The sequence below is a fragment of the Micromonospora chokoriensis genome (assembly GCF_900091505.1).
Classification (GTDB): domain Bacteria; phylum Actinomycetota; class Actinomycetes; order Mycobacteriales; family Micromonosporaceae; genus Micromonospora; species Micromonospora chokoriensis.
The window spans coordinates 3,519,812-3,533,285 of sequence record NZ_LT607409.1; the positions used below are offsets into that span (position 1 = coordinate 3,519,812).

9 protein-coding genes and 2 riboswitches are annotated in these 13,474 nt (G+C 70.5%); of the genes, 8 read left to right on the forward strand and 1 reads right to left on the reverse strand.

Annotation, left to right across the window (positions count from 1 at the left end; translation table 11 throughout):
* Positions 1–13: 13 nt before the first annotated feature.
* Positions 14–137: riboswitch (cobalamin riboswitch) on the reverse strand.
* A gap of 67 nt (positions 138–204) precedes the next feature.
* Positions 205–320, forward strand: a riboswitch (cobalamin riboswitch).
* A 94-nt stretch (positions 321–414) separates the two neighbouring features.
* The 8 genes from GA0070612_RS16590 to GA0070612_RS16625 all read left to right on the forward strand — a co-directional run bounded on the left by GA0070612_RS16590 (position 415) and on the right by GA0070612_RS16625 (position 12,510).
* Entirely contained in the window at positions 415–3,144 is a 2,730-nt protein-coding gene (locus GA0070612_RS16590; RefSeq protein ID WP_157742501.1) for a prenyltransferase/squalene oxidase repeat-containing protein, read from the forward strand.
* Entirely contained in the window at positions 3,141–4,076 is a 936-nt protein-coding gene (locus GA0070612_RS16595; RefSeq protein ID WP_197699156.1) for an LPXTG cell wall anchor domain-containing protein, read from the forward strand. Before GA0070612_RS16590 ends, GA0070612_RS16595 begins: the two co-directional genes overlap by 4 nt.
* Positions 4,077–4,080: 4 nt before the next feature.
* Positions 4,081–5,259, forward strand: a complete 1,179-nt coding sequence (locus GA0070612_RS16600) for a CbiQ family ECF transporter T component (RefSeq protein ID WP_088991554.1) — start codon at positions 4,081–4,083, stop codon at positions 5,257–5,259.
* Positions 5,256–6,890, forward strand: coding sequence for an ABC transporter ATP-binding protein (locus GA0070612_RS16605; protein WP_088988719.1), 1,635 nt, complete (start codon positions 5,256–5,258; stop codon positions 6,888–6,890). The genes GA0070612_RS16600 and GA0070612_RS16605 overlap by 4 nt, the downstream gene beginning before the upstream one ends.
* Positions 6,887–7,738, forward strand: a complete 852-nt coding sequence (locus GA0070612_RS16610; RefSeq protein ID WP_088988720.1) for an ECF transporter S component family protein — start codon at positions 6,887–6,889, stop codon at positions 7,736–7,738. Before GA0070612_RS16605 ends, GA0070612_RS16610 begins: the two co-directional genes overlap by 4 nt.
* A 312-nt stretch (positions 7,739–8,050) precedes the next feature.
* On the forward strand, positions 8,051–9,880 hold the full coding sequence (locus GA0070612_RS16615) for an ATP-dependent nuclease (protein ID WP_167393637.1): 1,830 nt from the start codon (positions 8,051–8,053) through the stop codon (positions 9,878–9,880).
* The gene (locus GA0070612_RS16620) at positions 9,856–11,733 is read left to right on the forward strand and encodes a UvrD-helicase domain-containing protein (protein WP_088988722.1); all 1,878 of its coding nucleotides are present in this window, start codon (positions 9,856–9,858) and stop codon (positions 11,731–11,733) included. Before GA0070612_RS16615 ends, GA0070612_RS16620 begins: the two co-directional genes overlap by 25 nt.
* Positions 11,734–11,850: 117 nt before the next feature.
* Positions 11,851–12,510, forward strand: coding sequence for a hypothetical protein (locus GA0070612_RS16625; RefSeq protein WP_088988723.1), 660 nt, complete (start codon positions 11,851–11,853; stop codon positions 12,508–12,510).
* 68 nt (positions 12,511–12,578) lie between these two features.
* On the opposite strand, the gene GA0070612_RS16630 is transcribed toward GA0070612_RS16625, so the two are convergent.
* Positions 12,579–13,040 carry a hypothetical protein gene (locus tag GA0070612_RS16630; RefSeq protein WP_088988724.1) on the reverse strand — a complete coding sequence of 154 codons (462 nt, stop codon included), beginning with the start codon at positions 13,038–13,040 and terminating at the stop codon, positions 12,579–12,581.
* Positions 13,041–13,474 lie beyond the last annotated feature (434 nt).

The following is a 13,474-nucleotide window of genomic DNA, read 5'->3' on the forward strand; positions in this document are numbered from 1 at the left end:
GGGACGGATACCGCAGGTGCTGCGTCACCACGTGGGTAGTCGGGCTCGGGACGGGGCGAACCGTCCTCACCGTTGCGCGTCAGCCCCGGATTCCCACCGGGTTCCCCCACACGATGACGCGGTCACGGTATGGGAGGGAACCCCTACCGCGCGCTGTTAGGTACATGACACGGTCTTGCGTTGACGCGGTGGTCGCGGTTGTGGTCCGATGGCCGCGATCCAGCAGTCAGGGGAAGCCGGTCAAAGTCCGGCGCTGGCCCGCAGCCGTAGGTCCCGTTACCGGGACGAGTCGGATTACCTGGCTGGATAGTGCACCGCAGCGCCGTCGAGGTACACGGCGCGGAGCCAGGTTTCCGGGGTTTGTCCTCGGGGTCCGCGTCCGCGCCTGCGCCGCTAGCCCCCGAGAGAGTCGCCATGTCCCCACTGGTTAGTCGAACGTCGCGGGTTCCCGCGGCGTGGTTGGCGGCCGTCGCCGCAGCGGTGCTCGGCGCGGTGGCGCTGGTGGTGCCGACCCGCGCCGCGCTCGCCGACCCGCTGGAGTCCTGCACCCCGACTCAGGGCGCGATCGTCGCTGTCGACTTCGGCGCGTGGGGTGGGCCGCTGCTGCGGGGCTGCGACGCCACCCCGACCACCGGCCTGGACCTGCTGCACGAGGCGGGTTTCACCACCACCGGCACCGCCCACGACGGCCCCGGCTTCATCTGCCGCATCGGGTCGCCCGACTTCGCGTCCGGTGCCGAACACCCGACGCCGGCCGACGAGGCGTGCCAGTTGACCCCGCCCGCGTCGGCCTACTGGTCCTACTGGATCGCCCCCGCCGGGCAGGACCACTGGACCTACAGCCCGCTCGGCGCCATGGCCCAGCGGCCCGGCCCGGGTGAGGTCGAAGCGTGGGTCTTCGGCGGCACCGACATCGGCGGCACGACCGGGGCCCCGACGTTCACCCCCGCGTCGGTACGCGCGAGCGGTCCGCCACCATCGGCGACACCGACCCCCACCCCGACCGCGACGGACGGGCCGACCGAGCCGGCGCGGCCGACCGAGGCCCAGGTCAAGGCCGTCGCCACCTACCTGGTCGGGCAGCTCACCGACGGCGACCATGTCGACAACGGCGGGGCCGACCACTACCGGAGCATCGCCGTCGCCACCGCCCTGGCCGCAACGGGCGGGCAGGACCAGGCACTGACGAAGATGGTCGACTACCTGCGGGCACACGTCGACGCCGCGATCTTCCCGAACGGCGACACCGCCGCGCCGCACACCGCCAACGTCGCCAACCTCGCCCTGCTGGCCACGATCACCGGCGGCGACCCGCGCGCGTTCGGCGGCCGGAACCTGGTCGCCACGCTCACCGACCGGGTGTGCGCCGTAACCGATGTCGACGCCGGCTGCGCCGCCGCCGGTGACTTCGCCGGATCGACCGGACCGATGACCCACGCGACAGCGCTGCTCGCGCTCAAGCGGGCCGGCGTCACCCCGCCCGCCCCGACTGTTGCTCGTCTGACCGAGCAGCAGTGCGCGAGCGGCGCCTTCGGTGGCCTGTGGCTCGCCCCGGCCGAGTTCTGCGACCCGGACATCGCCGCCACGACCCTGGCCGTCCTCGCGCTGCACGCCCTCGGCGGTCAGGACGAGGCGCTGGGCTCGGCCAAGGCGTTCCTGGCCGGGGCGCAGGAGACCGACGGCGGTTACCAGCCCTACACCGGGGCGGGGTTGACCGACACCTACTCGACCGGACACGCCGCGCAGGCCCTCGCCGTGCTGGGCGTCACCGACCGGGCCGCCGCCGCCACCGGTTTTCTGGTCGGCCGGATCGCCACCGGCGGCGGGCTCAGCCCCGACCCGAGCAACCCGGACGCCGACCTGGCCGCCACCGGCGCGGCGGCGCTCGCGCTCGCCGGCACGAACCTCGCCGCGCTGACCCACCGCCTGGGCGGGCCACCACCGGCCGGGTTCCGGCCGGATCTGGCCAAGGGAGTGTCCTATCTCGTCGCGCCGGCCAACCTGATCGACGGCCGGTACTACGAGTCGTTCCCCGGCTACCCCGACTTCGGGTTGACCATCGACGGCGCGTACGCGTTGGCCGCCACCGGCGGGGACGACGCGAAGCTGCGGGCGATCGTCGAGTTCCTGCGCGGTGGCGGCGCGGTCGGTGACAACGGCTTCACCGTCGACATGTGGTTGGGCGTCGGCACCGACTACGCCGTCGGCGGCGCGATCGGCAAGGTCGCGTTGCTGGCCCAGGCCACCGGCTACGACCCACGCTCCTTCGGCGGACACGACCTGATCGCCGCGCTGGGCGACGTAACCTGCGCCAAGGTCGACGCGCAGACCGGCTGCGCCGGGGCGGGCAACTACCGGTACGCCACCTCGGTCTTCGGTCAGTCGCTCGGCATCATCGCGCAGCTACGCGCGGGACAGGGCGAGGCCGCCGCCAAGCCGGTCGAGTTCCTCAGGGGACTGCAACGCGCCGACGGGTCCTTCCCCAGCCTCATCCCGGCGGCGGACACCGACCGGGACGTCGACAGCACCGCGATGGCCGCGATGGCCCTGGCCGCGCTGGCCGACGACCCGGCGGCGGTCACCGCCGTCGACAAGGCGCTGGCCTGGATCGCCTCCACGCAGAAGGAGCACGGCGGGTTCCCCGGCGCGGCCGGCGACTCCACCAACTCCACCGCCCTCGCCATCCAGGGCCTCACCCTGCGTGGCAGCAGCTACGCCGCTCAGGTCGACAAGGCGCTGGCGTTTCTGGCCTCCCAGCAGAACGACGACGGCGGCTTCACCGTCGCGGCCGGTGGTCAGGCGGGATCGGACGTCCGCGCCTCCACCCAGGTCGTCAGCGGCGCCACCGGCATCTCGTTCGCCGCCCTGACCCGGGACGTGCACGACGCGCCGGGTCCGGACCCGTCCGGCTCACCCACGCCCACGCCGACGCCGAGCGCCAGCCAACCGTCCTCGTCGACGGCGACACCCGGTGCGACCCCGTCGACGACGGGCCCCCGCGGGCACTCGTGGGGCAGCCTGCCCCGTACCGGCGTGTCCATCATGACCATCGCCCTGCTGGCGCTGGTGCTCGTCATCGGCGGTGTCCTGCTGCTGGTCGCTGCCCGTCGCCGCGCGGTGTCCGACGCCGGCGGTGGATCGTGACCGCCCGCCGGTGGCTCCGGTCGATCGCGGCCCTGACGATCGTCGCCGCGCCGGTGGTGGCACCCACGCCGGCGCTGGCCGCGCCCCTGCCGATCGGGCAGTGCACCACCTCGTCCGGGGTGATCCTCGCTGTCGACTTCAGCCGGTGGGGCGGGCCGCTGCTGCGGTCCTGCGGCACCACCCCGACCACCGGCTACCAACTGCTCAACCAGGGTGGCTGGCGCACCACCGGAACCCAGCACGACGGGCCCGCGTTCATCTGCCGCATCGGCTACGCGGGTCACCAGGGCGGAACGCAGTACCCCACCCCGGCCGACGAGAAGTGTGCACTCACCCCACCGGCCAGCGCCTACTGGTCCTACTGGCACGCCGACCCAGGGCAGAACAGCTGGGTCTACAGCCAACTCGGCGCGATGAGCTACAAACCCAAGCCCGGAAGCGTCGACCTGTGGATCTTCGGAGCGACCGACATCGGCGGAACCCAGGGACGGCCCACGGTCAGCCCGGACAGCGTCCGCGCCCGCAACAGCAGACCGGTCGGCGTCGCCACCACCGCGCCGCCCCCAGGTGCGCCCACCCCGGCCCAGCCCGGCGGCGGGAACCCACCGGCCGCCGGCAACCCGCCGGCACCGGGTGACCCCGGTGTCGGCCCACCCCCGCCCGGCTTACCACCGGCGGGAGCGCCGGCGTCGATCCCGACGGGCGGTACGCCGACACCTCCGGCCAGCCCGACGACGTTCCCCACAGCGGGAGTGCCGTCCGGGGCGCCGGACGCCACCCCCGACGGGCCGCGCATCCTCGACGCGGCACCCACCGCGACGGCCGCCCGCCAGGACACCGGCTCGGCGCTGCCAGCGCTGATCACCGTCGGCCTGCTGGCCGTCCTCGCCCTGGTCGGCGGTGTCGTCGGCTGGCGGCGACGCCGCACCTGAACCGATGCCCCCGACCCGCACCGGCCTCCCGCACCGCCTCGCGGTCGCCCGGCTGCCCCGCTCCCTGCACCCAGTGGCCTGGTGGCTGTGGGCGCTCGCGCTGGCGACCGCCGCGAGCCGCACCAGCAACCCGCTGTTGCTGCTGCTCATCTTCGCGGTGCTCGGGTTCGTCGTCACCGTCCGCCGCACCGACGCCCCCTGGGCGCGGGCGTTCCGCTACTACCTCTACCTCGCACTGATCATCATCGCGATCCGGGTGGTGTTCCGGACGGTCTTCGCCTCCGGCATCACCCCCGAGGACCACATCCTGTTCCGGCTGCCGCACCTGCCCACCCCCGACTGGTACGCGGGAATCCAGATCGGCGGCCCGGTCTCCCTGGAGGCAACCCTCTCCGCCACCGTCGACGGGCTCCGATTGGCGTGCCTGCTGTGCTGTATCGGCGCCGCCAACAGCCTCGCCAACCCCAAACGTGCCCTGCGGGTCCTCCCCGGCGCGCTGTACGAGCTGGGTGTCGCCGTCACCGTCTCGCTGAGCGTCGCACCACAACTGGTGGAGAGCGTCCAACGGGTCGCGCGTGCCCGCCGGTTACGCGCCGGACGGGCCAGGGGCCTCGGCGCCGCACGGGCCATCCTGATGCCGGTCCTGCACGACGCCCTGGACCGGTCGCTGCGGCTCGCCGCCGCCATGGACGCACGCGGCTACGGCCGGGTCGGCACCGCCACACCCGCCTCGCGACGGCTCACCGGAGTCCTCATGCTCACCGGCATGGCAGGCCTGTGCGTCGGCGCGTACGGCCTGCTCGACCCGGGGGTGCCCCGCCCGGTCGGACTCGGTGGCCTCGGTGGCGGCGTGCTGCTCTGCGTGGCCGCGCTCGCCCTCGGCGGGCGTCGGGTGTCGCGCAGCCGGTACCGACCCGACCCGTGGCAGTGGCCAGAGTGGACGGTCGCCGGTAGCGGGGTCGTCACGGCCGTTGTGCTCGGCGCCGGCACCGGCTACGACCCCGCCGCGCTCAACCCGACCCTCTATCCGCTGCACTGGCCCAGCCTGCCCGCCCTACCGGCCGCCGCGATCCTCATCGCCGCCCTCGCGGCGATCGCCGCACCGACACCACCGCGCCCGCACCGACCGGAGCCCGCCACCGGACGACGCCGCACCGCCGACACCGCAGGAGCACCGTCATGATCCGCTTCGAGCGCGTCAGCGTCACCTACGAGGACACGTCCCGCCCCACCCTCCGCGACGTCGACCTCGACATCGACGAGGGCGAGCTGTGTCTGGTCGTCGGGCACACCGGCGCGGGGAAGTCGACACTGCTCGCCGCGATCAACGGCCTCGTACCGCACTTCACCGGCGGCACCCTGCAGGGCAGCGTCCGCGTCGGAGGCCGGGACACCGCACACCATCAACCCCGCGAGTTCGCCGACCTGGTCGGCGTGGTCGGGCAGGACCCGGTCGCCGGGTTCGTCACCGACACCGTCGAGGAGGAACTGGCGTACGGGATGGAGCAGCTCGCCCTCGACCCGGCCGTCATGCGGACCAGGGTGGAGGAAACCCTCGACCTGCTCGGCCTGGCGGACCTGCGCCAGCGGGGCCTGCACGAGTTGTCCGGCGGTCAGCAGCAGCGGGTAGCCATTGGCGCCGCCCTGACCGCCCACCCACGGGTACTCGTCCTCGACGAACCGACCTCCGCGCTCGACCCGACCGGCGCCGACGACGTCCTCGCCACCATCACCCGGCTGGTCCACGACCTCGGTGTCACCGTCGTCCTGGCCGAGCACCGTCTCGAACGCGTCCTGCCCTACGCCGACCGGCTCATCCACGTCGCCCGCGACGGCACCGTCCAACACGGTGACCCGGCCACCCTCATCGCCGGCACCACTGTCGCGCCACCCGTGGTCGACCTCGGGCGGATGGCCCAGTGGTCACCGCTGCCACTGTCGGTACGCGACGCCCGCCGGCACGCGAGCGCCCTGCGCGACCGGTTACCCCCGACACCGCCGCGACCACACCGCCACTCCCACGCCGACGCGCGCAACGCGCTCACGGCAACCGGCGTTGTCGTTCGCCACGGGCCGGTCGTCGCCGTTCGCGGGGTTGACCTCAGCCTGGTACGCGGTGAGATAACCGCGTTGATGGGGCGCAACGGCTCCGGCAAGTCGTCGCTGCTCTGGGCTCTGCAAGGCTCGGGTCGCCGCGATGGAGGCAGCATCGCGGTACCCGACTCGTCGTCTCGGGACGTCGACCCGGGGCGGGTCGGCGCGAGCGAGGCCCGCCGACTCGTCGGCCTTGTCCCGCAGACCGCCACCGACCTGCTCTACCTCGACACCGTCGACGCCGAACTCGACCAGGCCGACCGCGACGGCGCCGAACCGGGCACCGCCCGGCGTCTCCTCGACGCCATCGCCGCCGACATCGACGGCGACGACCACCCGCGGGACCTGTCCGCCGGGCAACAACTCGCCCTGGTCCTGGCCATCCAACTCGCCGTCACCCCCGGCGTGCTGCTCCTCGACGAACCCACCCGCGGCCTGGACTACCGGGCCAAGGCCGCGCTGACCCGTACCCTCGACGACCTCGCCGCGCAGGGCCGCGCCATCGTCGTGGCCACCCACGACGTCGAGTTCGCCGCCACCACCGCCGACCGGGTCGTGGTCATGGCCGACGGTGAGGTCGTCGCCGACGGCCCGGTCCCGACCGTGCTCACCGCGTCACCCACGTTCGCCCCGCAGGTCGCGAAGATCCTCGCGCCGCTGCCCTACCTGACAGTCGGGCAGGTCGCCGCCGCCCTCGACGATCCAGAAGTACGCGCGTGAGCACGCTGACCGTCGCCGTCCGCGTGCCCGGCCGTGCCGTGCTCGCGATCACCATGGCGTCGTTCCTGGGCTTCGTCGCGTTCCTCTGGCCGTTCGTCGTCGCACCCGGCACCTTCGGCTCCAATCAGACCCCGCCGCTGATGTTCGGGGTGCTGCTGCTCCTTGTCCTCGCCGTCATCTTCGCCGAGATCGCCGACGGCAGAATCGACGCGAAGGCCCTCGCCATGCTGGGCGTGCTGTCCGCGATCAACGCGGCCCTGCGACCACTCGGAGCGGGCACGGCCGGCATCGAGACGGTCTTCTTCATCCTCGTCCTCGCCGGTCGGGTCTTCGGGCCCGGCTTCGGATTCGCGCTCGGCTGCACGTCACTGTTCGCCTCCGCACTGCTCACCGGGGGAGTCGGACCCTGGATGCCCTACCAGATGTTCGGCTGCGCCTGGGTCGGCATGTTCGCCGGCCTGCTGCCCAGGCTCCGGGGACGGGCGGAGATCGCCCTGCTCGCCGCCTACGCCGCCGTCAGCGGGTACTTCTTCGGCTTCATGCTGAACCTGTCGTTCTGGCCGTTCTCCCTCGACCCGACCAGCTCGATCGCCTACCAACCCGGCCTACCGATGCTGGACCAACTCCACCGGTACCTGACCTTCTTCACCGTCACCTCACTGGGCTGGGACACCGGACGAGCGGTCACCACGGCCGTCCTTGTCACCCTTGCCGGACCAGCGGTCCTGGGTGCGTTCCGGCGCGCAGCCCGCCGGGCGCACTTTCAAGCGGCACCGACGTTCACCGCCGCCGTGTCGACCGCGGCCCACTCTGAACCAGCCTCCGCTGGTCATGAATCTCAGACTTAATTGACGACATTGCGACGCCAAACGGAAGAAGGTGTCCCCTGACCTGCCTCGATCCGGAGGTGGGCAACACCCCAACCTAGGTCGGAACTCGAAGGCAGACAGAGTCTGAGCACCGAGACCAACAGACCTCGCCTGAGGAACAACCCGTCGCAGTCGATGACTACTCCGATGAGCCCTACTCGGCCGTCCTCCGCCGTCAACTGCGAGACCGCCAGAACATCTTGGCCAATGGTCACGGGCGAGTACGTCGGAGCCAGCCCGTCGTCGCAGCTATTCTCCCGGCCTGCAGTTGTGGGTGGGAGGAGGAACGCTATGTACCTCGCAGAGTTGGAGCTGTCCGGATTCCGTGCGTTTACCAAGGCCCGAATTCCATTACGACGCGGTGTGACCGTGTTGCTGGGGGAGAACAGCGCGGGAAAGTCGGGCGGTATGGACGCCCTGCGGCTTGTGACGGATCCACTTGATGGCCGGCGTTCGCTGTGGGCTGACCCTGACGATGTGTGCCGTACCGGGGAACATGCTGGCTTCACACTCCGCATGAAGCTGCGCGGCACCGTGGCGGAACTCGCCCCCTACAGTGACGCATTCACGTCATCGGCGGCCATTTCTGGTGAGGCCGAGGCGTGCTACGCCCTCACCTACGAGCCGCCCGGTGCCGCGGAGACGCGGGGCAGGACGAGCTGGACGGCCGGCAGCGGCGCGGTGGCCGACGACCCTGATCCCGGCGCGCGGAACAGGCTACGTCACGTCTACCTGCCACCGTTGCGCGACGCCATCCGCGAACTGGGATCGGCCGGCACCTCCCGAATCCGGGCGATCATAGCCCGCCTGCTAGACGACGAAACCTTCGTCGATGAGCGCGGGGATCGCCATGATCGTGAACGTTTCCAGACCGCGGTTGGCGACCAATTGCGCACCATCGAGGCCAATCCGGTCCTTCAGCGGGCAGCGCAGATGGTTAATGAACCCCTCGCTGAGCTCACCAGTGGCGCCCATGAGCAGGTCACCGATCTTGGCTACGGGCGGGCGGACCTCGCCAGTCTGGTGAAGGGGCTGCGGATACGCATGGCGGACGCCGGGGTGGTGCCTCGTGAGCTCGCCGAGTCCGGGATGGGCTACGCGAACCTCGCCTACATCGCCACCGTCCTGACCCACCTGCATGCGGCGGCCCAGGCGGACCTGACGCTGCTGCTTCTCGAAGAACCAGAGGCACACCTGCATCCACAGCTGCAGGCGGTCCTGCTGGACTACCTCTCCCGTACCGCACATAACTCTCAGCAGGCGCCTGGCAACGGTTGGCTGGGGCGCATCCAGGTGGTGGTCACCACCCACGCGCCGCTCTTGGCGGCACACACCGACGTGGCCGACGTCGTGGTGCTGCAACGGCGCCCGGTCAGCCCAGGCGAGTCCCGCCCCGTCGACCCCTTTGCGAAGAGCATGCCGGTCAGGTTCACCGCATCGGCGGTCGCCGTCGCCGAACTCGGCCTGCCGCCCAGCGACGAAGCGCGCGTGAACCGCTACCTCGACGCCACCCGCAGCAGCATGCTGTTCGGCCCCCGCACCATCCTGGTCGAAGGGATCGCCGAGGCCATTCTGCTACCCGCGATGGCGAGGAAACTGTTCAACGGACGAGATTGGACGCGCTTCGTCGGCTCCACCATCATCGCGATCGACGGTGTCGACTTCGCCCCCTACCTGCGGATGCTGCTCACTATGACACCGTCGGGCCGCATCGCCGAGCGCGTGGTCGTGCTCACCGACACTGACCCTGGCAAGCGCCATGACCCCCTCGGAAAGCTCCACCGCCTGATCGCAAGCCTCAACGCGACCGAGGTCGCCAGCGTCTTCGCCGCGCCCAGCACGTTGGAACCGGAACTTCTGGGAGCGGGCAACGCTGGTTTCTGGCCCGCCTGGGCCGCGCAGCGCCCGACAGCCGGCCCGAAGGTCAAAGCCAAGATCGACGCTGCTGCCGACGCCGACGAACGAGCCCGCATCCTGATCGCCGCCATGAAGAACACCAAGCTGCGCAAAGGCGACTTCGCGCAGGATTTCCTCGACCACACCGTGCGCGGCAACCACCCGCTGCAGGTGCCGCCCTACATCCAGGAGGCGCTGACATGGCTGGTGGCAACACCGTCATGACCGCATCGGCCACCGCCATCGCGGACGACCTGCACCAGCGTCGCGCGTCAGCTATCGCCCAACAGGACACCGTCGTGGCCACTGCCGCACCCCGCGCGGTCCTCGCCTGCCCGGGCGCCGGCAAGACCCGCACCATCGTGGAACGACACTGCACCACCCCCCGCAACCAACCGACAGGCCGAGCCATCACCTCCTTCACCAAGGTGGCGGCAGCGCAGATCCGTGCCCGCGCCCACGAACTCAACCGTCCCGACCTGCTGCAACACCCGAACGCCATCATGACTCTGGACGGGTTCTTCTGGCGATTCCTCGTCCGCCCCTTCCTACCCCCACCCGACACCACCAACCAACGCCCGTTCCGACGGCTCGAAAGCTGGCGAGACGCACCCCGGCAACTGCGACAGATCGAATACTGGACCGAGAAGAACCGCCAGCAATTCGACCTCGCCGACTTCCAGTTCCGCTATCCCGGCGGAAACTCAGCACCGATCGCAACCCTGACCGGTGCCCCCCGCTTCGAAGGCGGGCGCCGACACCTCAGCGACGACCAAATCGCCGCCGTCTGTCGATTAGCCGAGCAGCGGCGCACCGAACTAGCCAACACCCACCGGCTCTTCACCGGCGAGGAGGTCCGCCGCCAAGCCGGCGTCAACCTCGCAACGCGGAAAGAAATACTGGCGCACACCCTCCCCACCCGGTTCACCGAGCTGATCATCGACGAGGCCCAGGACTGCTCCGACATCGACGTCGACATCGTTCGGGGCATCCAACTACTCGGACTGCCCACCCTCATCATCGGCGACCCAGACCAAGCCATCTACGGCTTCCGCAACCAGGGCCCGCCCGCGATCACCCGACTACTCAACCACGCCGAAACCATCGAGCTAACCGGCAACTGGCGCTCATCAACCACCATCTGCCAACTCGCCGCAACCATGCGCACCGACCCACAGAGACAGGTGCCTGACATCGCACTGGCCGAGCACCACGACAGCGACCTGCCGGTCCACCTCATCGCGCTCGACAAGGGCAAAGAGCTAGCAGCCTTCGACACCATCGCGACCAACGCCGACATCGCCCCAGCCGACCGGCTCATCCTTGCCCACGGTGCGGCGACCCTGCCCGGGCTCGGCGGTCGTGCTCGACGACCACCATCCAGCCCAGTCGAATCACTCATCTGGGCCGTCGGCGTTCTGCGTCAACCACCCTCAGACCAACGCACCCGAGCCCTCGCCGAGCAGACCCTCCAAGCCACCCTCGTGCGGTACTGGATGCCCGACGCCGACAGCACCGCAGCAAACGACCGGCACGCTGTCTATGGCATCGACCCACACCACCTCCGTCGCCTGGCCGCCACCGCACTACACGAACTGCCCGAGCTGTCCCTGCCCGCCGCTGACTGGTGCACAGCAGCCCGCCGCACCTTCGACACGCTGTCGCCGGCTCCTGGACGAACGACGCCCGCCGGCATCGCCATCACCTCCCCCAGAGGCAAAGGCACCAAGACCGCGAGCGCAATCGCCAAAATTCCTGTGACCCCCCGCGGTCTTCCTGCAACACGGGCCGATACCGTGCACCAGGTCAAGGGCGAGGAGGCTGAGGCCGTCCTCATGCTGGTGCCCGACGAGGACCGGACCACCCGGATGCTCACACTGTGGATCGAGGGCATCGCGCGAACAGCGCCGGCCGACAGCACTTCACCTGACACGGCAGAAGCGTTGCGGGTCCTCTATGTCGCCGTCACCCGCGCTCGACGGCTTGTTGCGCTCGCACTTCCCCCTGTCCACATTCCGGAGGTCGCCCGATACCTGACGAGCCGCAACGTGCCCGTCGTCGTGACCGCGTCAGACTGACATCTGACGGCTCACCGTTTGCCGTAAGGGTAAGGCAGGTTCTCGGAGTAGACGCCCGGCGGCCGGGCCCACCGAGCGGGCCATGCCGGCGCATCATCGGGAATAGGGTTGCCGTGCATGGAGTGGGACTACGAGGCGTACCGGTTGATCGATCCCGGTGAGGCCGAACAGCGGTTCTCCTCGTCCGCACATGTTGGTTATCCCTACGCCGACCCCGCCGACCAGCAGGAGATTCGACTGTTCGAGGGCGATTGGACGGTCGACGGGGACCTGATGTCGGCGTTCGACTTCACCCGGCCGCCGTACCACGTCATCATCGACGGCGACCTCACCCAAGTCAGTGAGCTGACCTGGGTGACCGACGACCGCTCCTCGTTTTTCCTGGTCTGTGGCAATGTGGAGGCCCGGGCGGTGACGCTCGGCGGAGTCACCGCAGGGCCGGAACTTGTCATCAGCGGGAGTCTGGTGGCAGACGAGGGCGTACTGGGCGACTGCGACGACCCCGGCGGACGGCTCGTTGTCCACGGTCGTACGCACACCCCAATCGCGGTGGTACTCGACGCCTTCGTCACGGATTTTCGTCGGTCGCTGGACGGCGTCGCCGTCGGCGAACCCAGCGCCTTCGTCGGGTCGCATCCTGTCGCCAGCTACGCGGACGCACTGCGCCCCAGGCTTATCGTCGACGGCGAGCTCGACAGGGAAGCAATCTGGGAAGACCTCAGCGCTGGCGGCGCCGCTTCCCTCCTGTGGTCGCAGTACAACCCTCGGTCGGACTGACCGCTTCCGCGGTGGCAGGCAGGTGGAATCCGGGCCCGGGTGTCGGTGAGGCCGGCCTGCCACTCGGTCTACCTCCCATCCGGTGCCCGACGGCCCGAAAGCAAACCTCGCCGAGCAGCGGGCGAATTCGGGTTGGGCAGGCTGCGCAGCAGGATGCCGTGTCCGTTGATCTGCATGAGTCCGCGATCGAGTCGGACGGTGAGGCGTCTGCCGGCGAAGTGGTAGCCGACGGGGTGTTGACGGCCGGCGAGGATGATCAGGCCGGTGGCGTTGACGAGCCGTTCGAACTCGATCGGGGCCGGTAGTGATTGGTGGCGGCCCGGCGGGTCGGCCGTCGTCGGCGAGGTGGCGCAGGTGGGTGGGGTGAGTCGGGACGGGACGGGCTTGAGTCGGACGCCGTCGAGAGGCAGGTGAACGACGGTGGTGTCGGCCCACAGGGTGACCTCAGTCCGGCTCGGCTGGGGCTGCCAGAACTGCTGTCCGCAGACGGTGAGGTTGCCCCAGGCGGGAACGAGACGGGTGACCTCCACGGCCGGGCCGACTTCGCCGCTTGGCGACGCGGCAGCGACGGACGCCGAGTCGGCGGATGACGCTGGCGCCGACGGCGGCGCAAGCGGCGGCTTTCGGGGAGCGGGGATGATGGCGGAGGTCAGCGTCGGTGGAAGCCGCAGCGGCAGCTGCTCGTCCGCCGGGAGAGGCCGCGAAACGGTCCGATGGGCACGCCATGCCCAGAGACCGTTGTGGCCGTTCGGTCGAGTATTCCGGCGGGCCGACGAGAGGAAGCGGGTCGGCGGCGGGATGCCGCGTATCCTGCATCGAGCATTGGCTACGACAGAATGCTCCGCGAACACGTAGCCCGAGCTGCGTGTGGGGCCAGACCCTTCGCCGGTGAGTAGAGGCGTTTGCGCCGCAGGCCACGGACCGCGGTCGTCCGGCCCCGACGCGCGCCGGCGGGATTGGTATT